Here is a 25,039-nt window from a genome sequence, read left to right as displayed (position 1 = left end):
CCAAGACGTCCGTCGGCGACACGACGAAGCTGGCCGCGATCCTCGGCGGCATCGATGAGAGCTTCGGGGAGACCGCGTACACGGTGAAGCCGTTCGCGTACTGGAACGAGAGTGCGGCGCTGGTCCTCGACTACGCGGTCAGTCCGGGCATCGCGCCACCGGGCTCTCCGAGGACATGGTGGCAGCAGATGTACGGCAAGAAGCCGGACGTCACCTTGAAACTGCCGCGGCTGCTGGACTACGAGAAGCAAGCCGGTATCTCGTCGGATTCCGCACGCTTCATCTCACCGGGCGTCCAGGTGTTCCGTGGGCCGTGCGCCCCGAACGACCCACGGGTGCCCACCACCGAGTACGCAGCGCCCGGAGTGCCCTTGTGCCTGCGCGCACAGGTCGAGAACTACAGCCTGAAGGACCAGCCCGCGGGTGTCGCCGTCGAGTTCTTCGACGCCGATCCCGACGTAGGTGGCGTGTCGATCGGCAAGATCTCGAACCTCGGCGCCATCCCGGCGCGCGGGTCGCAATTCGCCTACCTGGACTGGACGCCCGACGCGAGGTACGCGGGCGGCGCTCCGCGCTTCTTCGCGAAGGTGGACTCCGACGGGGTGGCCGACGAGGTCCACGAGGACAACAACAAGGGCTACCGCTCGCACCGCATCGTGGCCGTTACGTCCGTTGCGCCTCGAGCACCGGAGGACGTCGAGGTCGACCTCAGCCCCGGCCGGACCCTGGACATCCAGTGGTCCGATCCGCTCGGGCCGGTTCAGCCGACCGGACACGACTGGCGCGTCGTGGCCTATCCGGAGGACGGGTCCAGCCCTCTCGAGAAGCTGGTTCCCGGTGGTCAGACCGCAACGTCGTTCCCCGACGTCGCGCCGGGCCGCTACCGAGTCGCCGTGTTCTCGATCTCGGGAGGAACCGAGTCACCGGCATCTCACCCGTCCGAACCCATCGACGTGGTCACGGAGGCTCCCAGCGCGCCGTCCAACGTCACGGGTACGCCGGAGACCAGTCGATCGGTCTGCAGTGGGATCCGCCCTCCGCCACCGGTGGGGCGCCGATCGACAGTTACCGGATCCGCGAGTTCCGGCAGCCGGGCGAAACCTTCCCGGAGACTCCGATCGACACCACGGTGACCGGAACCACCACGGCGATGACGCTGTCCGGCCTGACCAACGGACGCCCGTACCGGTTCACCGTGCAAGCGATCAACGGTGCGGCGCCTGGTGACCAGTCCTCCCCAAGTGCACCGGTCACTCCGCTGGGCGTGCCTGAGAAGGTGACCGACGTGAAGGCCAAGCGCGGTGGCCCTGGAGAGGCGGAGATCACCTGGAAGCCGCCGACGCCGTCATCGGCCCGGGCGGGCGTCACTTCCTATGAGATCGCGGTGTCGCCGGGTGGAACCCTCTTCCAGTTCCCCGGCGATGCGGTCACGGCCACGGTTCCGGGGCTGCAGACAGGCGTGACCTACACGTTCACCGTGACGCCGATCAGTGCCACGGGTCGGGGTCCGGAGTCGGACCAGAGCAACCCCTTGACCCTGCCTGACGCGCCGAGCGCCCCTCGCAACGTGCGTGCGGCGGCAGGGTCGGCGCCGGGTTCGGCGGTCGTCTCCTGGATCCCGCCGGCCAGCAACGGCGGCGTGCCTATGGACAGTTACCGGGTCTGCCTGCTGGGTGGGACATGCCAGGACGAGGCGGGGTCGAGCCAGCAGTCCACGTTCACCGGTCTGACCGCGGAGACACCGCTGATCTTCACCGTGACCGGACGCAACGAGGCCGGCCTCGAGTCGCCGCCTGCCACGACTCCCGAGGTCTCGCTGGCGGCAGCTCCCGACATCGCCATCGTTCGCGGGCCTGCGGAGGGGTCGTTCACCACGCCGGACGCCACGATCGAGTTCGCCACGTCCATCGATGGCGCTGCCGTCACCTGCTTCATCGACGGTGTCGGACAGCCGTGCGCATCGCCGCTGCGGCTGACCGGACTCGCCGACGGGAAGCACACCTTCCGCGCAAAGGCGGAAGGCCCGGGGGGTGCGGCGCAGACGCCACTGCTTTCGTGGATGGTCGACAGCCAGGATCCGAAGGTCGCCATCGACGACCTGCCGGCAATTGCCAGGAAGGGGATCCCGAGGCTTCGGTACTCAGGTGCCGACCGCGGCGGTTCCGGCCTCGCTTCCTACCAGATCCGTACACGCCAGAGCGGGGTCCTGGGGAACTTCGAAGAACCAGTAATCGTCAATGACGCCGACTCGTCCCCGGAGCGCGTACGTCGGCTCACGATCGGGCGGGGCAAGACCGTCTGTGCCAGCGTTCGCGCCGTCGACGGGGTCGGCCACTGGTCCGGGTGGTCTGATTGGAGTTGCGTGAGCCGCCCGCTCGATCAGGCCTCCCCTGAAGGCGTCGGGGAGGTGGGCCCCGCTCAAGGGCCGGTTCTTCTCCGAGAAGAAGGCACTCAGGGCCGTGGACTACCGTTCTGCGTTGTCGATCCGGATCGGGCGCACGGAAGCCGTGTCCGTGACCGCGGTGGCGTGCAGCGACTGCGGACGACTGGAAGTCCGGCACAGGGGTCAACTGCTCAAGGTCATCGACCTCTCGCAGGCCGGCGCCGACCGACAGGGCACGGCCGCTGGCAGGCATGCCAAGGAGTTCTCCGTGGATTGGCCCGCCTCGGCACGTGGCTACCTGCGGCTCGTGTCGCTGGGCGGAGGACCGGTAATCATCGATGGCGTGACGATCCAGCGCCGGAGGTGACGCGGGATCCAGCTGTCCTCGATCGCCAGGAGCAACGGCAGTCCTCGCGCTGCCACGGACACGGATCGTCCTCGTCTGGCATCACCACGGCCGCTGGATTCTGCCAGGATGTCCGGCGTGACGCTGGTTGCGCTCAATTGGCTCGGACTGCTGCTCGGCACCGCACTGGGCATCGGCACGGGCATCCTCCTGCGTCGCTACGTCGCCAGTCGTGAGGACGATTCCGAACACGCCGCTGGCGGGGTGCTTACCGACGCGCTCGCCTACGTCAGCGGCGTGCTCGGGATCATGCTTGGCCTGATGCTCTTCTTCTCCGTGCAGGTCTACGAGGAGGTACGGCAGAGCGCGCGCGAGGAGGCCGTCGCCCTCGCCGACGTGTTCGAGAACGCCGACTACTTCCCCTCATCACCGGCCGATCAGGTCCGCCGTGACACCGTCTGCCTCATGCGGTCTGTGGCCACAGATTCCTGGACCTCCGCGGAAAACGGTGACCTCACCGGCGACGAGAACACCGCTGCCTGGGCCGCGCGGACGCGCGCCAGCATCGGGGACCTCCCCGTACGCACCAGCACGCAGCAGGAGGCCCAGGCCCAGACGATGTCGGCCTTCCAGGACGCGCAGAACGCCCGCCAGAAACGTATCCTCAGTTCGGCCTTCCAACTACCCCTGATCGTGTGGCTCGTCATCGATCTCGGAGTGCTCGTCTTCGCGACGCTGATGATGGTCAGCCTGCCGGACCGTCCCCGCCTGGCCATCGTCCTCATCGGCTCATGCCTGGTCTTCACGATGGGCGTGGTCGGGGCCCTGAGCATGTTCGCCACGCCATTCACGCACCTGGGCGTTTCGGTCAAGCCCGACGACATCTACGGCGCCTTGCTGCGCCTGGAGGACACCAACCCCGACCAGGACTGGTCGCCCTGTGAACGCCTGGCGGTCTCGGAGTTCGGGTGACGCCCTGCTTCGGGCGCGCCGCTGCGACGGCTGCGGTTACCCCTCGGAATCGTCCGGCGGCACGTCGTACGGTGATCGCGGCACACCCTCCGGGCGGCGCATCAACGCCTCCAGCTCCGGCCGCCGGTCGTCCTCATGCCCGTGGGCGTCGAAGTAGATGCCGTTGCGCTGCGAGGGCATCCGCTCGTCCATCAGCGACAACAATGCGTACGCCCGCTCGTCTGCTGGGAACAGGTTGTTGATGTCGACGCCGCGCGGCCACAGGCGCCACGCCCAGACCACGGAGGCCTCGTAGCAGAAGACGATCGCGTTGGACGCCAGGAACAGCACCGAGATGAAGGCCACCACCGTCGTCATCGCGCCGTATATGGCCGAGGAATTGGCGAGCGTCCGGCCGGTGATGAAGCCGGCCAGCGCCAGGATCGCGGTAAACACGAGCGCACCGGCCACAGCCCCGACGACGACTTCCGCGGAGTGCACGTGCCGACGTGTCAGGATCTTGGGCGCGGCGAACAGAATCCCCGCCACCACCGCGAACGTGATCACCGAACTGGCCAGTCCCTGCAAGCTGCCGGGGACGTACTGCCCGATCAGCAGGGATGTGCCGGCGATGACGACCACCCCGATCCCGATGAGCAGCAGCGTCAGCAGGACCCGCAGGTAACGTGGGCCGAAACCGTAACGGAAGCGGTACGGCACGCAGAAGACCTGGTTGACCATGGCATAGAGCGCGAATGCGCCCCCGGTACCGGCGATGAGAAGACCGATGAGCGCGATCGCCAGCGCCGCCCCGCCGCTGGGCAGCGTGTCGTAGGAGGCAATGATCTGCTCCTGGTACTCCGGTGGCACGACCTGCTCGACCAGCTGGTTGATGAGGTCGGGGTTGTTGTCCGCGATGGTGCGCAGGATGGCATAACCACCGATGGCCAGCGGGAAGATGCTCAGGAAGAAGTAGTAGGCCAGCAGCGCCGCCAGCCGGCTGCCCTCGTCGTCGGCGTACTTCTTGAAGACCGCGTACCCGAAGGCCACCGGCGCGAACCGGGACTGCGCCCTGTCCACCAGCCGCCCGACCCCCAGGACCACGTTCTCCACACGGCCGGCGGCGCCGGTGTGGGAGGTGGGGGGCGGCGTGGCCGCGTAGTCCCGGTCGGGGTCGCGCCACGGCTCGTAGAACGCGTCGTCGTCCTCGCTCACCAGATCCGCACACGGTCGGAGGGTTCGCGCCACATGCCGTCGCCGAGTTTGACATCGAAGGCGTCGAAGAAGGCGTCGGTGTTGACCAGCGTCCCGAACACCCGGTACTCGGGCGGGGAATGCGGGTCGATCGTGATCCGGCGGACAGTCTCCTCCGGACGGGTCTTGGCCCGCCATACGTGGGTGAAGCCGACGAAGAACCGCTGCTGCCCCGTCAGCCCGTCAACGACCGGCGCGGGTCGCCCACCCAGCGAGAGTTGGTAGGCCCGGTACGCAACGGCAAGCCCCGACACGTCGGCGATGTTCTCCCCCAGCGTCAACTCACCGTTGAGTGTGTGACCATCGACCGGTTCGTACGCTGCGTACTGGTCGATGAGCGCCCGGGTGCGGTCGGAGAACGCCTCGTCGTCGGCGTCGGTCCACCAGTTGCGCAGGTTGCCGTCCCCGTCGAACTGCGAGCCCTGGTCGTCAAAGCCGTGCGAGATCTCGTGGCCGATGACCGCCCCGATGGCGCCGTAGTTGACGGCGTCGTCGGCGGCCATGGTGAAGAACGGCGGCTGCAGTATCGCTGCCGGGAAGACGATCTCGTTCATCTCGGGGTTGTAGTAGGCGTTGACCGTCTGCGGGTTCATGTGCCACTCGTGGCGGTCGACCGGGCCGCCGAGCTTGTTCACCTCGTAGTCGTGGTGCCACTCCCGGGCCGCCCGTACCGACGCAATCAACTGCCCGGGCACCAAGTCCATGTCGGAGTAGTCCTTCCAGACCTCCGGGTAGCCGATCTTGGCCGTGAAGCGCTTGAGTTTGGCGTGGGCCTCCTGCTTCGTCTGCTCCGTCATCCAGGCCAGGCCATCGATGGACACCTCGAACGCCGCCAGCAGGTTGTCCACCAGTTCGACCATGCGGGCCTTGTTCTCCGGCGGGAAGTGGCGGCCCACGTACTCCTGGCCGAGCGCCTCGCCGACCATGCCTTCCACCAGGTCCACTCCGCGCTTCCAGCGGGGCCGCATCTGCGGAACCCCCCGCAGGACCTTGCCGTAGAACTCGAACGAGGCCTGGACCGTTTCCTCGGACAGCAGCCCGGTGAACGAGTTCAGGATCCGCCAGCGCAGGTAGGGCCGCCAATCGGCCAGGTCGACCTCATCGAGCAAGCGCGCACAGGCCTGGGCGTAGTCGGGCTGTGCGATGTTCAGGGTCTCGATGCGACCCGTCACGCCGATGGCGTCGAGGTAGGCACCCCAGTCGTAGCCCGGCGTCAGGTCGCTCAACTCCCCGAGCCGGTACTGGTTGTAGGTCCGCACCGGATCGCGGTTGGCGACCTGGGTCCAATGGCCCTGCGCCAGCCTGGTCTCCAGCGTCACGATGCGGTCTGCATCCTCGCCACCACCCAGACCGCAGCGCTGCAGCATGGCCGCCACGTGCTCGCGGTAGGCCTCCCGCTGCGACGTGAAGGTCTCCTCCAGGTAGTAGTCGCGGTCCGGCATGCCCAGCCCGCTCTGCCACATGTCCAGGACGTAGCGGCTGGAGTCCCGGTTGTCCTGGTGCACCGCACCGCCCAGCGGCGAGCCGACCCCCAGCCGTTCCAGCCGGCCGAACAGGGCAGGCAACTCGGCGGTGGAGACCAGGGCGTCGACCTGCGCGAACAGGTCCGCGATCGCATCCAGTCCCACTCGGTCGATCTCGTCGGTGTCCATGAAGGCGTTGAACAGCAGCGCGATCCGGCCGGCGTTGGTGCCCGGGTCGGGTTGCTGCGCAGACAGGTCCTCGATGATGGCCTTGAGTTGCTCCTGGGCGGTGTCATGCAGATCCGTGAACGAGGCGAACTCCGCCTTGTCCGCGGGGATCTCGAAGGTGTCGAGCCACCGACCCAGCCAGTGCCGGTAGAAGTCGTCCTGCGGCCGCACGCCGTGGTCCTGCCATTGCAGGTTGAGTGTCATGCAGCCACCCTAAATGGGCGGCGCCGCACCTGCGACCAGGTGACGCGTCACCAGCGCCCGGAACGCCCGACCGCGGTGGCTGATCGCGTGTTTGTGTTCCGCGTCGAGTTCAGCGGTCGTGCGCGGTCCCGCCGGGGTCTGCACCTCGAAGACCGGATCGTAGCCGAACCCGTTGCTGCCACGGGGGGCGAAGGTCAGCGTCCCGTGGAGCTCCCCGCGCTCCACCACCTCCCGGCCGTCGGGCCAGACAGCCACCGCCGCGCACACGAACCGCGCGGTGCGGTGTTCAGAAGGTACATCCGCCAACTGCGCGAGCAGCAGACGAAGGTTCGCCGCATCGTCACCGTGGCGCCCGCACCACCGCGCGGAGAACACGCCCGGCGCTCCCCCCAGGACGTCCACTGCCAGCCCGGAATCGTCGGCGATGGCCGGCAGCCCCGTACCGGCGACGACCTCCCGGGCCTTGAGCAGCGCGTTCTCGTCGAAGGTGACCCCGGTCTCCCGGGTGTCGGGGACATGCACGTCGTCGAGGTCGAGGACCTCGTCGTGCAACCCGGCATCAGCGAGGATGACCGATAGTTCCGCGAGTTTGCCGCGGTTGCGAGTGGCGAGGACCCACGTCATCAGGACCCGCCCGGGGCGGCACCGTCGCTCACCACGGCCGGGCCGCCGTCGAGCAGGCGCCCGGGGCGTGGGCCCTCGGTAGCCAGGGCCTTTTCCTGCAGTCCCGTGAGTTCGGCGCAACCGGCAACCGCGAGGTCGAGCAGTGCATCCAGGGTGGCCTTCTCGAAGGGCTCCCCCTCGGCCGTGCCCTGCACCTCGATGAAGCGCCCGTCTCCGGTCATCACGACGTTCATGTCGGTGTCCGCGTTGACGTCGTCGTCGTAGTGCAGGTCGAGGCGCGGCTCGCCGTCGACCACCCCGACGCTGACCGCGGCCACGGAGTTGCGCAGTGGCGACTGGCGGATCAGTCCCTTCTCCTGGGCCCAAGCGCAGGCATCTGCCACCGCGAGGTACGCGCCGGTGATCGCTGCAGTGCGGGTACCCCCGTCGGCCTGCAGCACGTCGCAGTCCACCTGGATGGTGTTCTCACCGAGCAGCGAGTCGTCGATGGCCGCGCGCAGCGCCCGGCCGATCAGGCGGGAGATCTCCTGGGTGCGGCCGCCGGGACGGCCCTTGATGGACTCCCGGGCGCCGCGAGTGTCCGTGGACCGGGGCAGCATCGCGTACTCCGCGGTGATCCACCCCTTGCCAGAGTCGCGGCGCCAGCGCGGCACCCCGGCGGCGAACGACGCCACACACAGCACGCGGGTGCGGCCGAACTCGACCAGGCAGGAGCCCTCGCCGTTGTCCTGCCAGCCGCGGTGGAAGCGGATCGGACGCAGTTGGTCGGCAGCTCGGCCGTCAGTACGCATGGCTCCGACTTTACTGAGGCACTTGGCAACGGGTGCGCCGCCGTCTCACACCACAAGTGGGCGCGCAGCCTGCCCCCACGCCCAGTTGTGGCGCCCAGCACGCCGGTCATTTCCGACATCCAGCCCAAATCCGGCCCACAACTGGGCGAAATGATCTTGAAACAGACCCCCGGCGCCCACTTGTGGTGTCGCCACCGGCTGTCCACAGATTCCGATCGCCACACCCGGACCCGCCCTGCGGCCACCACCCTGGATCAATGGACTTTCCACATCCGCTCGGGCCCCATCCCTTCAGCAGGGCGCAGATTCTGGCTGCGGGCCTTCCGGCACACAAGTGGCGGGAGGCCATTGAGTCCGGGGCCCTGTCACGGCTGCGTCGCGGGGTCTACGTTCAGGAGACAGGTCGTGATGACCGCACGCGGTATGCCCAGCGGGTGGCCGCTGAACTCGTCACCCGCAGGGACCACTTCGCCATCGCGGACTCCGCAGCCGCATTCCACGAACTGCCCAACCCCTGGTTCGCACCATGGTCCTCAAGACCGGCGCGGATCGCCGGACCGAGGTCCAGGCCCGACCGCCACATCGAACCCGCCGGCCGGCTCGAACCGGTCGAAACCCCGTGGGGACCGGCGGTCGATCCGGTCACCGCTGCCATCGGCGTAGCTGCCGATCTGCCACTGCCGCAGGCCCTGATGGTCGTCGACCCCGTGGCCACCCTTCTGGCAGGCACCATGGACAGGTTCACGCTGGCCTCGCAACAGTGCCGGACGCGGGTGCGGCGTTTGCTGCAGGAAAGGGCCGACCTCCCGGTCACCCGCTTGGCGGACCCGGCCGCGGAATCCCCGGCCGAGTCGTTCTACCGCGGCCACATGCTGGTGGCGGGATTCCCCGAGTCCCGCTGCGGGGTGCCCCGGCGAGGGGCGTCGGGCAAGCAGTTCTTCGTGGACATCCTGCTGGACGGTCTGGCCATCGAGATCGACGGTGCTGTCAAGTACACGGGCCTGGAGGCCCTGACGGCCGAGAAACTTCGCGAGGACGATCTGCGCGAGACCGGCCTGGGCTTCCACCGGGTCTTCGTCGAGCACCTGTTTGCCGACCCGAGCAGCGAGATGGAACGTCTGCACCACAGGTCGGCCCGTCACGTCCGCCGGGCGGGCTAAACCTCCACCCGGAGGCCGCTGCTGGCCAGCTGCAAGTCACCGTCGAACCCCGCCGCCGCCTCCGCCCGCACCACGGCAGCGTCGTTCCACGGAACCAGGTGCGTCAGGAGCAGGCGACCCACGCCGGCCCGCCGCGCCGCATCGGCTGCCTGACCGCCGGTCATGTGCAGGTTCACGGGGTTTCCGGGGCAGTCCACGAAGGACGCCTCGAACAGCGCCAGATCCGCCCCCCGGGCCAACTCGACCAGCGCATCGGTGGGGCCGGTGTCCCCGGAGTAGACGAGCGAGCGCCCGCCGGCCGTGACCTTGATGGCGTAGGCCTCCACCGGGTGTGCGACCCGCGCCGTCTCGATCGTGAACGGCCCCACCACTGTCGGGTCTGGTGCGTGGCGTACGAAGTTGAACTCGTCGTGCATGCCGGGAGTCAGCGGCAGCCCGTACGCCGCGGCCATGCGGTCGGCAGTGCCTTTCGGGCCGAAGACCGGGATGCGCGCAGCCGCCCCATCGGGGTGGTACTTGCGCGCGACGTAATAGGAACAGAGGTCGATGCAGTGGTCCACGTGCAGGTGCGAGAGGAACACCGCGTCGATGTCGTAGATGTCGGCGTACCGCTGCAACTGTCCCAGCGACCCGTTGCCGAGATCCAGCAGGATACGCGCGTCCTCGTGCTCGAGCAGGTAGCAGGACGCCGGGCTGTCAGGCCCCGGGAACGAGCCGGTGCACCCCACCACGGTCAGCTTCACGAGACCACCTCCACCGCAGAATGCACCTCCCGGACCTCGGGGCCGAGGAACCGCCGTCCCATCGTGGCAAACGCCTGCGGGTCCCCCGTGGCCAGGAACCGGTGTTCGGGTTCTGGTAGCCCGGGCTCACGCAACAGATCGTGCGCCGCGAGCGTCCGGTACACGTCCTTCGCGGTCTCTTCGGCACTGGACACGAGCACCACGTCGTCACCCATGACCCATTGGATCACCCCGGTCAGCAGCGGGTAGTGGGTGCAGCCCAGCACAAGCGTGTCGACGCCGGCGTCACGCAGCGGCGTGAGGTACTCCTGGGCCACGCGCAGAAGTTCCGGGCCGCCGGTGATCCCGGCCTCGACGAACTCGACGAATCTCGGGCACGCCTGCATGTGCAGCGCGACGTCCGGGGCCGCGGCGAAGGCGTCCTCATAGGCCCCCGAGGTGACGGTCGCCTGTGTCCCGATGACCGCCACCCGGTCGTTGTCGGTGACCCGCACCGCCCGCCGCACAGCCGGCTGGATCACCTCCACCACCGGCACGCTGTACCGCTCGCGCGCGTCGCGCAGCACCGCCGCACTCGCGGAGTTGCAGGCGATGACCAAAGCCTTCACCCCGTGTTCCACAAGGTGGTCCATGATGTCCAGCGCATAGGCGCGCACCTGGGCCAGGGGCAGGGGGCCGTAAGGGCCGCGGGCGGTGTCGCCGACGTAGATGACAGCCTCGTGCGGCAGTTGGTCGATGACCGCCCGCGCGACGGTCAGACCGCCGACCCCGGAGTCGAAAATGCCCAACGGGGCGTCGCTCATGCCCACAGTTGCCCCGAGATGGCCTGCTCGGCGTCCTCCAGGGTGCCCTCGTACGCACCAGTCGACAGATACTTCCACCCGCCGTCGCACACGATCAAGCAGATGTCGGCACTCTCCCCCGACCCTGCGGCCCGGTCCGCCAGCCCGAGTGCAGCGTGCAGGATCGCCCCGGTCGAGACCCCCGCGAAGATGCCCTCCTCGTGCAGCAGTTGCCGCGTGCGCATCAGGGCGTCGTGCGGGCCGACCGAGAAGCGGGCCGTGAGCACCGAGGAGTCGTAGAGCTCGGGAACGAAACCCTCGTCGAGGTTGCGCAGGCCGTAAACCAGTTCCCCGTAGCGCGGCTCAGCGGCCACGATCTGTATGTCCGGCCTGTGTTCGCGCAGGTAGCGGCCCACGCCCATGAGGGTGCCGGTGGTGCCCAGCCCGGCCACGAAGTGCGTGATCTCCGGCAGGTCGGCGAGGATTTCCGGACCAGTTGTGTCGTAGTGAGTCTGCGGGTTGGCCGGGTTCCCGTACTGGTAGAGCATGACCCAGTCGGGGTTCTTGGCCGCGAGTTCCTTGGCCACCCGCACTGCCTCGTTCGACCCGCCCTGCGCCGGGGAGTAGACGATCTCTGCCCCCCAGATGCGCAGCAACTGCGTGCGTTCGGCGGAGGTGTTCTCCGGCATCACGCAGATCAACTGGTAACCACGCTGCCGGGCGACCATGGCCAGGGAGATACCCGTGTTGCCGCTGGTCGGCTCCAGGATCGTCGCCCCGGGCGTGAGCACGCCGTCGGCCTCGGCTCGCCTGATCATGGCCAGCGCCGCCCGGTCCTTCACCGAACCGGTGGGGTTGAGATCCTCGAGCTTGGCCCACAACCGGACATCCGGTGTCGGGCTCAGCCTGGGGAGGCCGACCATGGGCGTGTGGCCCACACTGGCCAGCAGGTCGGGGTAGCGCAAGTCAGCCGCCAGCGACTGCCGGCAGGATCGTCACCGAGTCGCCGTCGGAAAGGCTCGTGCCCAGCCCGTCGAGGAACCGCACGTCCTCGTCGTTGAGGTACACGTTGACGAAACGCCGCAGACCGGCGTCGTCGACGACTCGGTCCCTGATCCCAGGGAACTTCTCGTCGAGATCGGCCACCAGGTCGGCCAGCGTGGCGCCCTCAGCGGACACGGTCTTCTCACCGCCGGTGTACGTGCGCAGGATGGTCGGGATCTGAACGTCGATTGCCATGAACACTAGGGTACGGAGTCGACGATCTGGACTTCCTCCTCGGTCACCTCTGCATCCACGATCCGGTAGCTGCGCACCTCTGCGGTGTCGGGCAATCGAGTGGAAACGAGCACGTAATGGGCGTTCGGCTCGGAGGCGTAGCTGACGTCGGTGCGCGAAGGGTAGGCCTCGGTCGCGGTGTGGGAGTGGTAGATCACCACCGGCTCCTCGTCGTTGGCGTCCATCTCCCGGTACAAGCGCAACAGGTCACCGGACTCGAACTCGTAGAACGTGGTCGAGCGCGCTGCGTTGGCCATGGGGATGAAGCGGGTCGGGGTGTCGCTGCCCCCCGGACCGGCGATCACCCCGCAGGCCTCGTCCGGGTGGTCGCTACGGGCATGGGCGATCATCGCGTCGACGAGTGCACGGCGGATCTTCAGCACCCGACCATTGTGCCGGGGCCCCGGCGCAGGTACTGCGACCGGACCTGACAGGGCAGCGCCAGCCCCTCAGCGCCCCATCAACTCCTCCACCAGGGACTGCTGCAGGTAGCCGAGGTAGAGGTACAGGTTGAACTCGGGGTCGTCGCTGGGCACGAGGTCGTCGTCCTCCGTGACGTCCAGTCGCGTGCCCAGCATCAGTCGCGCGTCGGCCAAGAAGGCCAGCCACGCCTTCACGTCGTCGGTGATGACGGTGGGCTCATGATGCAGTTGCTCGCGCACCACCGAGACGTGCGCCAGCTTGGTCGCGCGCAGTCCCGCCTCGGTCAGGCCGCGGAACTCGGAGGCCTCTTTCGGATCGTCGTAGGCGTCGGGCAGCAGCCGGGCCACCACCGGGTCCCGCGGGGCCTGCCGGGCATCCCCGACGCCGGACAGCCCGAGTTCGCGGGCCCATTCCGGGACGTCGGGCTCCGGCATGGGATCGGCGAGCACCAAGGTGAGCTCGTCGCAGACGAACTCCAGCACGCGGCGCTCCTGATCGTTGAGGCGGGCGACGAGTTCCCCCTTCTTCACCGAGAACGGCCGTCGGCGGCCCATCAGTCGTCCTTCTGCACGGTGGACCACAACCCGTACTCGTGCATCGCGGTCGCGTCGCGCTCCATCTGTTCCCTGGTGCCCGAGTTGACCACTGCCCGTCCCTTCGTGTGCACGTCCCACATCAGGGACTCGGCCTTCTCGCGGCCGTACCCGAAGTACTGCATGAACACATACGTCACATAACTCATGAGGTTGATGGGGTCGTTCCACACCAGACAGATCCACGGAGGTTCCGCGGCGACCTCGGTGTCCGGGGACTCCAACTCGGCGGGTGCGACGTTCATCACGGTCGATTGTTCCACTTGTGCCCGCGACGGGCGCGATTGTGTGTGGGCTGGGAGTTACGGTACGGCCATGGACCTGCCGCCAGCCGACCCGGATCTGCCCCAGCCGGCGATCCTCGAGACGATCCGGGCCGCAGTCATCGGCGACGACCAGGTGATGCCGGGGCCGTACGGTCCGCGTCGCGTGACATACGCCGACTACACGGCCAGCGGCCGGGCGCTGGGGTTCATCGAGGACTTCATCTGCGACGAGGTGCTGCCCCGCTACGCCAATACCCACACCGAGTCCTCGGGCACCGGCCTGCAGACCACCCGGCTTCGCGAGGATGCCCGGCGGATCATCGGGGAGGCCGTCAACGCCCGCGACGCGGCCGTCATCTTCTGCGGGTCCGGAACCACCGGGGCGATCAACAAACTCGTGGGGATGCTCAATCTGCGGATCCCGGCGGACCTCGACCGTCAGTACGGGCTGCTCGCCCACATCCCACCGGAGCAGCGGCCGGTCGTCTTCGTGGGTCCGTACGAGCATCACAGCAACGAGTTGCCCTGGCGGGAGTCGATCGCGACCGTGGTGACCATTCCCGAGGACATCGACGGCCACGTGGACGTGCAGGGCCTGCGTGCCGCGCTCGTCGACTACGCCGAGCGGCCGTTGAAGATCGGCTCGTTCAGCGCCGCGTCGAACGTCACCGGCATCGTGACAGACACCAGGACCATCTCCTCATTGCTGCACGAGCATGGGGCCCTGGCCTTCTGGGACTATGCGGCGGCGGGTCCCTACGTCGACATCGACATGAACCCGCCCGAGCCGGGAGCCTACGCAGATGCGGTGTTCCTCTCGCCGCACAAGTTCATCGGGGGGCCCGGCACCCCCGGACTGCTGATCGTGCGTCGCGACGTGGTGCACAACAGCGTGCCCGAGGCTGTGGGCGGCGGCACCGTGGAGTACGTCAACCCGGAGAACCACTTCTACATCGCCGACATCGAGCACCGGGAGGAAGCCGGCACGCCCGCGATCGTGGAATCGATCCGTGCGGGCCTCGTCTTCCAACTCAAACAGGCCGTGGGTGCCGACGTCATCCGGGCCCACGAGGAGGACTTCCTGCGCCGAGCCATCACCGCGTGGCGAAGGCATCCGGACATCGAGGTACTCGGCAACCCGCAGGCGGAACGGTTGTCGATCGTGAGTTTCGTGATCCGCCGGCCGGGCGGCATGTATCTGCACCACAACCTGGTGGTGGCGATCCTCAACGACCTCTTCGGGATCCAGGCCCGCGGTGGTTGTTCGTGCGCCGGGCCATACGGCCACCGACTCCTGGGCATCGACCTCGATCGCTCCGAGGAGTTGCGCACTGAGATCTCCCGGGGGTGTGAGGGGATCAAGCCCGGGTGGGTCCGGGTGAACTTCAACTACTTCGTCTCGGAGACCGTGTTCGCCTACGTGGTGGCAGCCGTGGAACTCATCGCCGACCTGGGCTACCGGCTCATCGAGGACTACACGTTCGATGCGGCCTCCGGTTTGTGGCGCCACCGCAACGGCCCGGTGGAACCACCGCTGCGGCTGGACCAACTGCGCTACGAGCAGGGCCGTCTCGCCTACCCCCACCACCAGGACACCGCCGAGGAGTCCGCCCTCGCGGGGTACCTGCAGGAGGCGGTGGATGTGCTGGCCGCCCGGCCGGACCCGGACGTGAGCCCCTCTGCACAGATGTCACCGGAGTTCGAACACTTGCGGTGGTTCGAGCTGCCGCAGCGCTGCGTGGTTGGTGGCTAGTGCCGGGTGGGCGACGTGGTGCTCAGCGATCAGTGACCCTCTCGGCAATCAGCCGCAGACTCCGTCAGAGCCGCTCAACGTGAGCGGAAACTGACCGTGGAGCTGTAACCCTTGGCGAAGCCGGCAAATGGCGCGGAAACGACCCGGTAGGTGTAACTGCCGTTCTTGACCGTCGGCGTGACGCTGAACCGGTAGGACCCGTCGGAACGGGTGCGCGCGTTCCCGAAGGTCACCCAGCCACCGTCCACCAGCCGCTGGCGAACCACACGGACTCCTTTGCGGCCCGGGCTCACAACCCCGGTGAGCCGCACCCGCTGGCCGGTGAAGGCGACGATCGAACTGTTGACGCTCACCGCGGCCCGCACCTTCGTGCGCACGACCATGCTGCGGGCGGCTTTGCGGGTCCCGGTCGCGGAGACCTTCACGCGGAACGCCGAGGAGCGCTTGGGGGAATGGCTGAAGACGACCTGGCCGGACTTCGGCACCTGCTTGCGCGCCACCGTGCGCCAGCCACCCTTGCCGGTGGGGTTGGCCTGCAGTGCCGCTTTGCCGCCTGAACTCGGCGATCCGTCCACGGTGACCTTGGCGGTGATCGACCCCTTCTGCCCCCGGGTCACGAAGCGCGGTGCGCCGATCTTGACCGCGGCCCCCTTACGGGCCCCCGGCTTGTCCTTCTGCACGCCAACGACCTCGCGCACGGCGGGCCACTGGTCGGAGGGCTCCCCGCCGATGGTCCACAGCGCTGCGCCGGCCAGCCCGGCTGACCGGGCCACCCGTACGCGGTCGGCCACCGACTTGGCGTCGGCGAAGAACGCCTTGCGGGAGACCGTGCACTCGGTCTTGTCGCCCTTGGCGGTCAGCCCTTTGTACACGATCGAGTAGGACACGGTGAGTTCGCCGGAGGCTGCGTCACGGCCGATCTGACTGGGAGCCACACCGTCCTCGGCGAGCAGGCTGAGCGCATTGGCCGCGGTCATCGAGTAGTTCGAGTCCTTGATCTCCTGGCCCACCGGGCACTTGCCGGTCTTGCCGGTGAACCAGTTGCGGCCGTACACGGGGATCCCCAGTTGCACCTTGCTGCCCGGCAACTGGGTCGGCGCGAACGCGGCCACCTTCTGCACCCAGCTCAGGGGCGCGATCGGGCCAGGGCTACCCACCGAGTAGTCGTAGGCCATGATCCGCAGCAGGTCCGCGTGCTCGCCCATGGCCTTGTAGTCGTAGACCCAGTAGCCGCTGGAGGAGTCGTAGTCGGCGTCATACATCGGCGGCACCGTGACCGCGAGCAGCTTGCCCTCGGCGTGCAGCGCATCGGACAGCTCGGCGATGAACTTCACCCAGTTCGGCCGGGTGGCCGCCCATGAGGAACTGCCGTCGGAGAAGGCGAACGCCTCGTAGTCCAGGTCGATGCCGTCGTAGCCATTGCTCAGCACGAGGCTGACGATGTCCTTGACGTGGGCGGCCCGCTTGGTGTCCGAGGACAGCGTGTCGGCCATGCGGCCCTTGCCCGACCCGTCGGTAATGGACGGCAGGACCTTGACTCCCTGTCCCTGCAGTTTCGCCAGGGCGGCGGCCTGCGCGGTGGGCGACAGGTGGTTGTGGATGTACACCTTCGAGCCGTCCCAGCGCGCGTCGTGCCAGAACGGGGAGATGTCGCTGAACAGGTCGGAGTTGGTCAGGAAACTGGCGGTGGAGGTCTGGGTGGACCAGTAGGGCAACCACCCAGACAGGTAGCGCCGCGGCTCTGGAGCGGCATGCAGGGGTGCGACTGCGGTGGCGGTCAGGCAGCCGGCCGCGAACGCGGCGGCGACAGCCACGCCTCGGCGCTTCATCCAGCCTCCCAGCATCGTGTGCCTACACAGAGTACTTCGACACGCAGAGACAATTCCTGAACTGCGTCTCTGTCAGTGTAAACCGGACGGCTCTGGGAGGCTCCCTCGTCCGGTTTCCGGTCGGTTGGTAGGGATGCATCGCCCCGTACGGCCCCCATGGCCACCCACCACCGCCGGGCGCGGGCTACCGTGAGTGTCCATGCGATCCGTCATCGCCGTGTGCACCACGGCCCTGGTCTTCTCCGCCGGTCCGGCGGTCGCCGACCCACCCTCCCTGGCCGAGCGCGCCGATGCCGCCGCCGCCTCTGCGAAACTGAGCGCCCGAGTCTCCAGTGCGCAGGCCAATGCCGCCATCGCCTTCCTCGTCCCGCTACGCATCAGCAACCCTCGCATCGGCTCGACGTTCGGGTTCGACGTGGTCGACGCCAGCACCGGGGACGCCATCTACTCGCGGATGGCCACTACCCCCCTGCGACCGGCGTCCAACATGAAGATCGTGACGGCGCTGAACGCCCTGCGGGTCCTCGGCCCTGACACGCGGATGACCACCGACACTCTGGTCCTCGAACCGGGAACCGTCATCCTGCGCGGGGGCGGGGACACCACCCTCGGCGTCACCGGGCTGACCCGCCTGGCCAAGCGCACCGCCAGGTACCTGCGAACCAACGACCTGCTCCCCGCGCTCGCGCAGCCACCGGAATACCGGCCGAGCTCGTGCACCGTCAACGGCAAGTCCCGCAAGTCGACGCGCAAGAACCCCTGCCCCTTGATCACACCGGACAAGGTGCGCCCGGCGGTGAAGGTCTACGTGGATGACTCCCTCTACGGCAAACCCAAGCGCGGCCCGGGCTGGACCGGTTCGTACCAGCCGTCCGTGGTCCGCCCTGTCCGCCCGCTGGGGCGCATCGGCGTCTACCAGTGGGACAGCGCCCAGGAGGCGGGCTCGGTGTTCACCGCGGCTTTGCGTTCGAAGGGCATCAAAGCGAGCACCGCGGGCCACCGGGATGCCCCGGCGGGGGCCACCGTGGCCGCGCAGGTCAGCGGTCAGACGGTGGCCGCCCAGGTCCGCCAGATGATGCAGGTGAGCGAGAACAACATCGCGGAGATGCTCTTCCGGCAGGTCGCGGTCGAGCGCGGCCGCAAGGGCACCTTCAAGGGCGCCCGGCTCGCAGCCCGCGACAGCCTGCGGGAACTCGGGCTGGACACCAACGGGCTCAGACTCCTGGACGGCAGCGGTGTCTCTCGCGACGACCGCTTGACGCCGCGCTTCCTCACCGAACTGTTGCGCGTCGCACTGGACACCGACACGTACCCGCAGTTCGCGTCGTTCCTCGAGGCACTGCCCGTCGGCGGGCGCACGGGGACGCTGTCCGCGAGTACGGCCCGGTTCACCACGAGCCCGAGCAAGTGCGCCGCCGGCCAGGTGTTCGCCAAGACCGGCACGCTGTTCGACACCATCGGTCTGTCCGGCTACACCCGCGGCGCGGATGGGGAGTTGAAGGTGTTCTCCGCACTGGTCAACGACCGCCCGCAGCAGTACAGCCCGCTCTCCACGCGACAGGCCGTCGACGGGCTCGTGGCCACGGTCAACGGGTGCTGGGGCCCGACGCAGAAGACCGGCCAGCCCCCGGGGAACTGAGCCCGTGAGTCACCGCAGGCGCGAGGCGATCGCGTCGCGGGCAGCGATCAACTCGCTGAGCACCTTCTCGTCAGGGGCGGTCAGCATGTACACCCCGACGACCGCGTCGATCCCGGGCACGGACAGGGCCGCGGCAGCCGACGCCACCGAGCCCGGTGTGCGAGAGGGGGAGACCACCGGCCGCGTGTCCCCACGCCGCGACAGCAAGACCGCCTGACCCGCAGCGCTGTCCTCCAGGACCGACCGCGACCCCACCCGCAGTCCCACGAACACCTCGGCGCGGGGAGGTTCGGCCACTGCCACCACCACCAGACCATCGGCGCCGTCGGTGATGGTCAGGTGGGCAGTCGCGGTGGTGACATCGGCCAGCCGGCGCAGGGGCGGGATGGCCGCCTCGCGCAGCAGCGGTTGCACCTGCCGTGCCAGCCCGATGAGCCCGAGGCCCACGTGGCACCGGCCATCCGCGGCGCGGCGCAGCAGCGCGTGCTTCTCCAGAGTGACCACGAGCCGGTAGACGACAGTGCGGCCGATCCCAAGTTCGGTCGCGATCTCGCTGACCCGCATCCCCTCGGGGTGGTCGGCCAGCAGCGTCAGCAGGGTCAGTCCCCGGTCCAGGGTCTGCGAGGTCTCAGCAGTCATCACCACCACTTTCTCGCCGATGAGCGGCGGTGGCCATCACCTGCCGCGCCGTGTCGGCGTCAGCGAGCCTGTATCCGGCTTTCGGGATTCCATGCCCCGCACGACCTACGTCTTGTCGCTGTCGTCCCCGCCGCCGGACATCCCCTTGTAGATCGCCTCGCATGTGGGGCACACGGGGAAGCGGGAGGGGTCCCGGTTGGGGACCCAGACCTTGCCGCACAAGGCGATGACCGACTCCCCGAGCACCGCGCTGGCCACGATCTTGTCCTTCTTGACGTAATGGGCGAACCGCTCGTGGTCACCCTCCTCGGTTCGGGTCTCGGTCTCGACCAGGGTGTCGCCGGACAGCCCTGGGCTTTCCAGCGGATCGGAAGCAGCCATACGGACGAGTCTACGTGAGCCACTTCACACGGAGAACGGGGTCGATTTCACCGTGTGTAAGGATGCTTCACACCGGATCCTGGGCCGCCGGAGATCCCGTTGAATCCTCACAGTGTGACGCTGTGTGTTCGTTGGCGAATGCCATGAGGAATTCGACACTTGCTTGACGCGAGGGTGATTACTCTGCGCATAATGGCGACGAACGATGGAGACGGAGATCACCCGAACGTACGATGCAGCGACCGCTCACTGTCAGTAGCGTTCAAGGCGTGGTCAGCGCTCTCCGATTGTTCTAGAGAGCGAGGGAATCCACTCGCAGTAGGTGTGAGTGGCGGTCGCCGGCTTCCCGTCGGCTGATTGGAGAAGGTGTACATGCCACAGCAACCTCTGTCACAAGTGCCGGCCGACGCCACCTGGGACTGGCAGGAGATCGGATCCTGCCGCGAGGCCGACCCAGAGTTGTTCTTCCACCCCCAGAACGAGCGCGGGCTGGCCCGCATGCGCCGTGACCGCGCTGCGAAGGCCGTGTGCTCCCACTGCTCAGTGCGCATCGAATGTGCCGACTACGCGATCCGGGCCCGCGAGCCCTACGGCGTGTGGGGCGGGCTGACCGAGGAGGAGCGCGAGCGCGTGTACGTGCGCATCGCCGTGGCCCAGTTCCCCCGGCAACGTGGCGAAGGTGCCGTGGCTGCCGCCGCCGAGATCTCGGCGGCTGTTTCCCCCGGCGCTTTGGGCGTCGTTTCCTGAATCTCGCGAAGCGCCGTCGGTCACCTCGGCCGGCGGCGCTTCGTCATGTCCGGCGCTCCTGCTCGTCGAGCTCCCGCAGAACCGTGCGGTAGGCGCGGAAGGCGACGACGGTGGCGACCAGCAGAAGGGCGGCCATCAGCGCATAGAGCGGATCGGGGCCGGTGACCGCGACGATACCCACCCACACCGCACCCATCGCGCACATCGCGGTCAGGAACATCAGCACGTTGGACTTTGCAGCTCCGCTCACGGTGGCGAGAGTAGCGGCTCACGACGTTGCCGCGCTCGACACAAACGGAGGACGGCCCCCGGTTTCCCGGGGGCCGTCCTCCGTTCATCCGGCTCAGGTGCCACCCAGCGCCGGCACCACCGTTCCGAGTGCCAGCAGCAGGCAGGTCAGCACGAACAGGGCGAGCAGCAGCGGCCACACGAACTTCAGGTAGCGGTCATAGCGCACCTTGGCGATGGCCAGACCACCCATGACGATCGCGGAGGTGGGTGTGAACAGGTTCACCCATCCCGAGGCCGACTGGTAGGCGGTGACCACGATCGCCCGGCTGACGGTCGCGAAGTCGCCCAGCGGCGCCATGATGGGCATCGCGAGCGTCGCGTGACCGGACGACGACGGGACCAAGAAGGCCAGTGGGATGTTCACGATGAACATCATCACCGCGAACACCGCACCCGACAGGCCCGTGACCAGGCTCTCCAAGGAGTGGAGCACGGTGTCGGTGATTCCGGAGTTGTTCATCACGACCGTCACACCACGGGCGAAGGCGATGATGAACGCCGCGCCGATGAAGTCGCCCATGCCGGAGATGATGGCGTTGACCATCCCCTCCTCGCCGAGCTTCCCGATGAGGCCGATGATGATCGCGGCCACGAGGAACAGGGCGGCCAACTCGGGGAAGTACCAGTAGAGCGTGATCCGCTCCATCCACGAGATGTCACCGAGTCCGGGCAGGTCCGCCCACGGCACGACCGAGAAGATCATGAGCACGAAGGACAGCGCGAAGACCCACATCACGGCCTTCTGGGCACCGGTCATGACCGGGGGCTCGCCCTCGCTCTCCATCTCCAGCGAGCGGTCCTCCTCGGTCCAGGGGACCATCATCTTCTCCGGGTGGCCCTTGATCCGCCGGGCATACCACAGGACGAAGGCGATGGATGTGGCGGTCAGCACGATCCACATGAGGAACCGCAGGACGATGCCGTTTCCGAGGTCGATCCCCGCGGCGTCGGATGCCACACCGGTGGCGAACGGGTTGACCGTGGATGCCATGGTGCCGGTGCCTGCGCCCACGAGGATGACCACCGCTCCCAACATGCGGTCATACCCGAGGGCCACGAATATTGGCACGATCAGGGCGTAGAAGCCCAATGTCTCCTCTGCCATCCCGTACGTCGTGCCGCCGATCGAGAAGATCAACATCAGCACGACTATGAGTACGTTGGCGCGGGTCCGGAACCTGTGCGTCAACCGGGCGATGCCGGCGTCCATGGCCCCGGTCTTGATGGTCACGGTGATGAACGCACCGATGGCCAGGACGAAGAAGAACACCTGGGCGGCGCCGAACAGCGACCCCTCGTTGTACGGGCCGGTGTTGCCGGGTGCCGTGACGACCTCAGCGGGAGTGCCGTCACAGATGGCATCCGCCTCGGCCTGCTGCTCGGGGGTCACCTCCTCGGCGGGCTCCGAGACCTCACGGATGCCGTACAACCCGTTGACCGGGGACAGCCACAGGTCGTATAGCCGCTCTTTAAAGGTCATGCTGGTGTCGGTCTGCTGGTACGACCCCGGGATCGGCTTGGCATTGCCGCCGTCACAGGAGACGTACTGGTACGCGCCCGGCTTGATCACGAATGTGAGGGCGAACACCAACAGCAGAACGAAGAACAAGACCGTGTAGGCCGTGGGGAATTTGAAGCCCTTCTTCTTCTCGGGCTCTGATTCCACCGGTGGCGCGGTGTCGGTTGCCATCGTTCCTCCCAGATCCTTCGCACCTGTGGGCAACAGTGCGCGATCCCGGTCTAGCAGGTGCGCAACCGCGGTGTCTCGTCCACAGAGGCGTGTTGCACAAAACCGGCCACCTGCCACCGCCGAGGGCCGCAGAACGTGCTCGCCTGGCATCGACAGGTTTTGTGAAGCAAGATCGAAGCATCCCGCACATGGCGGGACGCCACGAAGGGAATCGTGTATGTCTGAGTACCACGTCGACTCGGAGGTGGGACGGCTCGAGTCGGTCATCGTGCACCGGCCTGGCCTCGAATTGGCCCGCCTGACACCGTCGAACGTCGAGGACCTGCTCTTCGACGACGTCATGTGGGCGGCACGCGCCCGTGAGGAGCACGACGCCTTCACCCAGAAGTTGCGGGACAAGGGTATCGAGGTCCTGCACTTCCAGACACTGCTGAAGGAGGCCCTGGACGCACCCGGCGCCCGGGAGTTCCTCGACGAGCGCCTGACCAACGCCACCCAGGTGGGCCCAGCCCTGGACGAACCGCTGACCGAGTTGGTGATGCAGCAGGACGCGGAACTGCTGTCCGAGGTCCTCATCGGTGGCGTCCTGAAGAAGGACCTGCACCTGCCCCACACGCAGAGCCTGCTGTGGAGTTACCTGGATGACTACGACTTCATCCTCACCCCGTTGCCGAACCACTTGTTCCAGCGGGACAACACCGCGTTCGTCTACGACGGCCTGAGCGTCAACCCGATGGCCAAGCCGGCACGCAAGCGCGAGACGCTGCACTCGCGCACCATCTGGAACTTCCACCCGCGCTTCGCCGACGCGGGGCTGAACTTCTACTACGGCAACGACGACTTGCACCACGAGCCGGCGACCATCGAGGGTGGCGACATCCTCGTGATCGGCAACGGTGCAGTCATGGTCGGCATGGGTGAGCGCACGACACCACAAGGCGTGGAGGTCCTGGCCCGCAAGTACTTCCAGTTCGGCGGGGGCCAGATCACCAAGGTGATCGTGGTGGAACTGCCGAAGACGCGCGCCTTCATGCACCTCGACACCGCGATGACGATGATCGACAAGGACGCGTTCTCCTGCTACCCCTACCTGCCCGACCACCTGCGCTCCTACACCCTGGAGCCCATCGGTGACGGTGGCGAGTTCACGGTCAAGGAGAACGAGGAGTTGTGGCCGGTGGTGGCCGACGCGGTCGGGGTCGACGAGATGCGGGTCCTCAAGACCCCCATCGACGAACTCGGCGCCCAGCGCGAGCAGTGGGACGACGGGAACAACTTCCTGGCCGTGGCACCCGGGGTCATCTTCGGGTACGAGCGCAACACGACGACGAACACCTTCCTGCGCAAGGAGGGCATCGAGATCGTGACGATCGTGGGATCGGAACTCGGCCGCGGCCGGGGTGGCCCACGCTGCATGAGCTGCCCGATCGTACGCGGTCCGGCGCAGTAGTCCTCACGTGTGGGGTGGCCCCAGGGTCACCCCACACGCATGTACCGACCATTTCAACCAGAAGGAGAACCAGTGCCTGTCAATCTTCGCAACCGCGATTTCCTCAAGGAACTCGACTTCACCACCCAGGAACTGCAGTTCCTGCTCGACCTGTCCCGCGACCTGAAGCGCGCCAAGTACACCGGCAACGAGCGCCGGCGCATGCAGGGCAAGAACGTCGCCCTCATCTTCGAGAAGACCTCGACCCGCACACGTTGCGCATTCGAGGTCGGCGCCTATGACCAGGGCGCCGGGGTGACCTACTTGGACCCCAGTGGCTCGCAACTGGGCCACAAGGAGTCCATCGCCGACACCGCCCGTGTGCTGTCCCGGTTCTACGACGGGATCGAGTACCGCGGCAGCGCCCACACCAACGTCGAAGAACTCGCGGAGTTCTCCGACGTGCCGGTGTGGAACGGCCTGACCGACGAGTGGCACCCCACACAGATGCTCGCCGACTTCCTGACGATGATCGAGCACAGCCACCGCCCGACCCATGAGATCACCTACGCCTACATGGGCGACGCCCGTTCCAACATGGGCAACTCCCTGCTGATCATGGGCGCCATCATGGGTTCCGACGTACGCATCTGCTCGCCGCGGGACCTCTGGCCCTCCCAGGAAGTGCATGACGCCGCCCTCGAACGCGCCGAGCAGTCGGGCGCGAAGGTGACGCTGACCGAGGACCCGGACGAGGCGATCCCGGGTGCGATGTTCCTGCACACCGACGTGTGGGTGTCCATGGGCGAGCCCAAGGAGGTGTGGGACGAGCGCGTGAAGTTGCTGACGCCCTACCAGGTGAACCGCGCGGCGCTCGAGAAGACCGGTCAGCGCGACGCGAAGTTCATGCACTGCCTGCCGGCGTTCCACGACACCAACACGAAGGTCGGCAAGGATGTCGCCGCGTCCACGGGGATGGAGAACGGCCTCGAGGTCACCAACGACGTCTTCGAGTCGACCTCGAACATCGCCTTCGACCAGGCCGAGAACCGGCTGCACACGATCAAGGCGATCATGGTGGCCACCATCGGCGACTGACCGCTCCCACTCGACGGCCGGGGACCCAGCACATGGCTCCCCGGCCGTCGTGTG

The 25,039-nt window shown here is 67.6% G+C and carries 24 protein-coding genes; 8 read left to right on the top strand and 16 right to left on the bottom strand.

Annotation, left to right across the window (positions count from 1 at the left end; all coding sequences use genetic code 11):
- Window positions 1-736 precede the first annotated feature (736 nt).
- Together IPG68_05015 and IPG68_05010 are read left to right on the top strand one after the other, a co-directional pair.
- On the top strand, window positions 737-2,965 hold the full coding sequence (locus tag IPG68_05015) for a fibronectin type III domain-containing protein (protein ID MBK6762665.1): 2,229 nt from the start codon (window positions 737-739) through the stop codon (window positions 2,963-2,965).
- Window positions 2,868-3,701 (top strand): DUF4239 domain-containing protein, encoded by an 834-nt coding sequence (locus tag IPG68_05010; protein MBK6762664.1) that lies wholly within the window; start codon window positions 2,868-2,870, stop codon window positions 3,699-3,701. The genes IPG68_05015 and IPG68_05010 overlap by 98 nt, the downstream gene beginning before the upstream one ends.
- Before the next feature lie 36 nt (window positions 3,702-3,737).
- On the opposite strand, the gene IPG68_05005 is transcribed toward IPG68_05010, so the two are convergent.
- The 4 genes from IPG68_05005 to rph are packed head-to-tail and all read right to left on the bottom strand — an operon-like array spanning window position 3,738 to window position 8,244.
- A complete protein-coding gene (locus IPG68_05005) occupies window positions 3,738-4,895 on the bottom strand; it encodes a YihY/virulence factor BrkB family protein (GenBank protein MBK6762663.1) in 1,158 nt (385 codons plus the stop codon).
- Window positions 4,892-6,829: a M13 family peptidase gene (locus IPG68_05000; GenBank protein MBK6762662.1), complete on the bottom strand. Its 1,938-nt coding sequence runs from the start codon at window positions 6,827-6,829 to the stop codon at window positions 4,892-4,894. Before IPG68_05000 ends, IPG68_05005 begins: the two co-directional genes overlap by 4 nt.
- Before the next feature lie 9 nt (window positions 6,830-6,838).
- Window positions 6,839-7,456 carry an RdgB/HAM1 family non-canonical purine NTP pyrophosphatase gene (rdgB, locus tag IPG68_04995; protein ID MBK6762661.1) on the bottom strand — a complete coding sequence of 206 codons (618 nt, stop codon included), beginning with the start codon at window positions 7,454-7,456 and terminating at the stop codon, window positions 6,839-6,841.
- A complete protein-coding gene (gene rph / locus IPG68_04990; GenBank protein MBK6762660.1) occupies window positions 7,453-8,244 on the bottom strand; it encodes a ribonuclease PH in 792 nt (263 codons plus the stop codon). The genes rdgB and rph overlap by 4 nt, the downstream gene beginning before the upstream one ends.
- Before the next feature lie 434 nt (window positions 8,245-8,678).
- Here rph and IPG68_04985 point away from each other — a divergent pair, with 434 nt between their 5' ends.
- On the top strand, window positions 8,679-9,404 hold the full coding sequence (locus tag IPG68_04985) for a hypothetical protein (GenBank protein MBK6762659.1): 726 nt from the start codon (window positions 8,679-8,681) through the stop codon (window positions 9,402-9,404).
- On the opposite strand, the gene IPG68_04980 is transcribed toward IPG68_04985, so the two are convergent.
- The 7 genes from IPG68_04980 to clpS form a co-directional block, all read right to left on the bottom strand.
- Complete coding sequence (locus IPG68_04980; protein ID MBK6762658.1) at window positions 9,401-10,147, bottom strand: MBL fold metallo-hydrolase; 747 nt, start codon at window positions 10,145-10,147, stop codon at window positions 9,401-9,403. The two genes, IPG68_04985 and IPG68_04980, sit on opposite strands and share 4 nt — an antisense overlap.
- Window positions 10,144-10,950: a glutamate racemase gene (locus tag IPG68_04975; GenBank protein MBK6762657.1), complete on the bottom strand. Its 807-nt coding sequence runs from the start codon at window positions 10,948-10,950 to the stop codon at window positions 10,144-10,146. Before IPG68_04975 ends, IPG68_04980 begins: the two co-directional genes overlap by 4 nt.
- Window positions 10,947-11,894: a cysteine synthase gene (locus tag IPG68_04970; GenBank protein ID MBK6762656.1), complete on the bottom strand. Its 948-nt coding sequence runs from the start codon at window positions 11,892-11,894 to the stop codon at window positions 10,947-10,949. Before IPG68_04970 ends, IPG68_04975 begins: the two co-directional genes overlap by 4 nt.
- 1 nt (window position 11,895) lies before the next feature.
- Window positions 11,896-12,168: a MoaD/ThiS family protein gene (locus IPG68_04965; GenBank protein MBK6762655.1), complete on the bottom strand. Its 273-nt coding sequence runs from the start codon at window positions 12,166-12,168 to the stop codon at window positions 11,896-11,898.
- A gap of 5 nt (window positions 12,169-12,173) precedes the next feature.
- Window positions 12,174-12,557, bottom strand: coding sequence for a M67 family metallopeptidase (locus tag IPG68_04960; GenBank protein ID MBK6762654.1), 384 nt, complete (start codon window positions 12,555-12,557; stop codon window positions 12,174-12,176).
- Between the two features lie 99 nt (window positions 12,558-12,656).
- On the bottom strand, window positions 12,657-13,184 hold the full coding sequence (locus tag IPG68_04955; protein ID MBK6762653.1) for a DUF2017 family protein: 528 nt from the start codon (window positions 13,182-13,184) through the stop codon (window positions 12,657-12,659).
- Entirely contained in the window at window positions 13,184-13,468 is a 285-nt protein-coding gene (gene clpS / locus IPG68_04950; protein MBK6762652.1) for an ATP-dependent Clp protease adapter ClpS, read from the bottom strand. Before clpS ends, IPG68_04955 begins: the two co-directional genes overlap by 1 nt.
- Window positions 13,469-13,538: 70 nt before the next feature.
- On the opposite strand from clpS, the gene IPG68_04945 reads away from it, so the two are divergent.
- Window positions 13,539-15,242 (top strand): aminotransferase class V-fold PLP-dependent enzyme, encoded by a 1,704-nt coding sequence (locus IPG68_04945; protein MBK6762651.1) that lies wholly within the window; start codon window positions 13,539-13,541, stop codon window positions 15,240-15,242.
- A gap of 74 nt (window positions 15,243-15,316) precedes the next feature.
- Here the strand turns inward: IPG68_04945 and IPG68_04940 are convergent, their stop codons facing one another.
- On the bottom strand, window positions 15,317-17,071 hold the full coding sequence (locus IPG68_04940; GenBank protein ID MBK6762650.1) for a hypothetical protein: 1,755 nt from the start codon (window positions 17,069-17,071) through the stop codon (window positions 15,317-15,319).
- A 199-nt stretch (window positions 17,072-17,270) separates the two neighbouring features.
- On the opposite strand from IPG68_04940, the gene dacB reads away from it, so the two are divergent.
- Window positions 17,271-18,710, top strand: a complete 1,440-nt coding sequence (gene dacB, locus IPG68_04935; GenBank protein MBK6762649.1) for a D-alanyl-D-alanine carboxypeptidase/D-alanyl-D-alanine-endopeptidase — start codon at window positions 17,271-17,273, stop codon at window positions 18,708-18,710.
- A 9-nt stretch (window positions 18,711-18,719) separates the two neighbouring features.
- Here dacB and IPG68_04930 read toward each other — a convergent pair whose 3' ends face one another.
- Window positions 18,720-19,349 (bottom strand): helix-turn-helix domain-containing protein, encoded by a 630-nt coding sequence (locus IPG68_04930; GenBank protein ID MBK6762648.1) that lies wholly within the window; start codon window positions 19,347-19,349, stop codon window positions 18,720-18,722.
- A 105-nt stretch (window positions 19,350-19,454) separates the two neighbouring features.
- Window positions 19,455-19,730: a DUF3039 domain-containing protein gene (locus tag IPG68_04925; protein MBK6762647.1), complete on the bottom strand. Its 276-nt coding sequence runs from the start codon at window positions 19,728-19,730 to the stop codon at window positions 19,455-19,457.
- 372 nt (window positions 19,731-20,102) lie between these two features.
- Here IPG68_04925 and IPG68_04920 point away from each other — a divergent pair, with 372 nt between their 5' ends.
- Window positions 20,103-20,477 carry a WhiB family transcriptional regulator gene (locus IPG68_04920; protein ID MBK6762646.1) on the top strand — a complete coding sequence of 125 codons (375 nt, stop codon included), beginning with the start codon at window positions 20,103-20,105 and terminating at the stop codon, window positions 20,475-20,477.
- A gap of 43 nt (window positions 20,478-20,520) precedes the next feature.
- Here the strand turns inward: IPG68_04920 and IPG68_04915 are convergent, their stop codons facing one another.
- Together IPG68_04915 and IPG68_04910 are read right to left on the bottom strand one after the other, a co-directional pair.
- Window positions 20,521-20,727, bottom strand: coding sequence for a hypothetical protein (locus IPG68_04915; protein MBK6762645.1), 207 nt, complete (start codon window positions 20,725-20,727; stop codon window positions 20,521-20,523).
- Between the two features lie 93 nt (window positions 20,728-20,820).
- Window positions 20,821-22,458, bottom strand: coding sequence for a YfcC family protein (locus IPG68_04910; protein ID MBK6762644.1), 1,638 nt, complete (start codon window positions 22,456-22,458; stop codon window positions 20,821-20,823).
- Between the two features lie 217 nt (window positions 22,459-22,675).
- On the opposite strand from IPG68_04910, the gene IPG68_04905 reads away from it, so the two are divergent.
- Both IPG68_04905 and argF read left to right on the top strand, forming a co-directional pair.
- Window positions 22,676-23,908, top strand: a complete 1,233-nt coding sequence (locus IPG68_04905; GenBank protein MBK6762643.1) for an arginine deiminase — start codon at window positions 22,676-22,678, stop codon at window positions 23,906-23,908.
- A 72-nt stretch (window positions 23,909-23,980) separates the two neighbouring features.
- Complete coding sequence (argF, locus tag IPG68_04900) at window positions 23,981-24,985, top strand: ornithine carbamoyltransferase (protein MBK6762642.1); 1,005 nt, start codon at window positions 23,981-23,983, stop codon at window positions 24,983-24,985.
- Window positions 24,986-25,039: the final 54 nt, after the last annotated feature.

The sequence above is a fragment of the Micrococcales bacterium genome (assembly GCA_016703125.1).
GTDB lineage: Bacteria > Actinomycetota > Actinomycetes > S36-B12 > UBA10799 > JADKAV01.
Note: the sequence above shows the minus strand (reverse complement) of the source record. Positions and strands in the feature narration are given on the sequence as shown.

Bases quoted from the DNA above. Each gene is read 5' to 3' on its own strand.
- IPG68_04940 (MBK6762650.1), bottom strand. From the start codon at position 17,071: ATGAAGCGCCGAGGCGTGGCTGTCGCCGCCGCGTTCGCGGCCGGCTGC.
- rph (MBK6762660.1), bottom strand. From the start codon at position 8,244: ATGCGTACTGACGGCCGAGCTGCCGACCAACTGCGTCCGATCCGCTTC.
- IPG68_04910 (MBK6762644.1), bottom strand. From the start codon at position 22,458: ATGGCAACCGACACCGCGCCACCGGTGGAATCAGAGCCCGAGAAGAAG.
- IPG68_04905 (MBK6762643.1), top strand. From the start codon at position 22,676: ATGTCTGAGTACCACGTCGACTCGGAGGTGGGACGGCTCGAGTCGGTC.
- IPG68_04955 (MBK6762653.1), bottom strand. From the start codon at position 13,184: ATGGGCCGCCGACGGCCGTTCTCGGTGAAGAAGGGGGAACTCGTCGCC.
- IPG68_04925 (MBK6762647.1), bottom strand. From the start codon at position 19,730: ATGGCTGCTTCCGATCCGCTGGAAAGCCCAGGGCTGTCCGGCGACACC.
- IPG68_04920 (MBK6762646.1), top strand. From the start codon at position 20,103: ATGCCACAGCAACCTCTGTCACAAGTGCCGGCCGACGCCACCTGGGAC.
- dacB (MBK6762649.1), top strand. From the start codon at position 17,271: ATGCGATCCGTCATCGCCGTGTGCACCACGGCCCTGGTCTTCTCCGCC.
- clpS (MBK6762652.1), bottom strand. From the start codon at position 13,468: ATGAACGTCGCACCCGCCGAGTTGGAGTCCCCGGACACCGAGGTCGCC.
- IPG68_04965 (MBK6762655.1), bottom strand. From the start codon at position 12,168: ATGGCAATCGACGTTCAGATCCCGACCATCCTGCGCACGTACACCGGC.
- IPG68_04945 (MBK6762651.1), top strand. From the start codon at position 13,539: ATGGACCTGCCGCCAGCCGACCCGGATCTGCCCCAGCCGGCGATCCTC.
- IPG68_05000 (MBK6762662.1), bottom strand. From the start codon at position 6,829: ATGACACTCAACCTGCAATGGCAGGACCACGGCGTGCGGCCGCAGGAC.
- IPG68_04960 (MBK6762654.1), bottom strand. From the start codon at position 12,557: ATGATCGCCCATGCCCGTAGCGACCACCCGGACGAGGCCTGCGGGGTG.
- IPG68_04975 (MBK6762657.1), bottom strand. From the start codon at position 10,950: ATGAGCGACGCCCCGTTGGGCATTTTCGACTCCGGGGTCGGCGGTCTG.
- IPG68_04930 (MBK6762648.1), bottom strand. From the start codon at position 19,349: ATGACTGCTGAGACCTCGCAGACCCTGGACCGGGGACTGACCCTGCTG.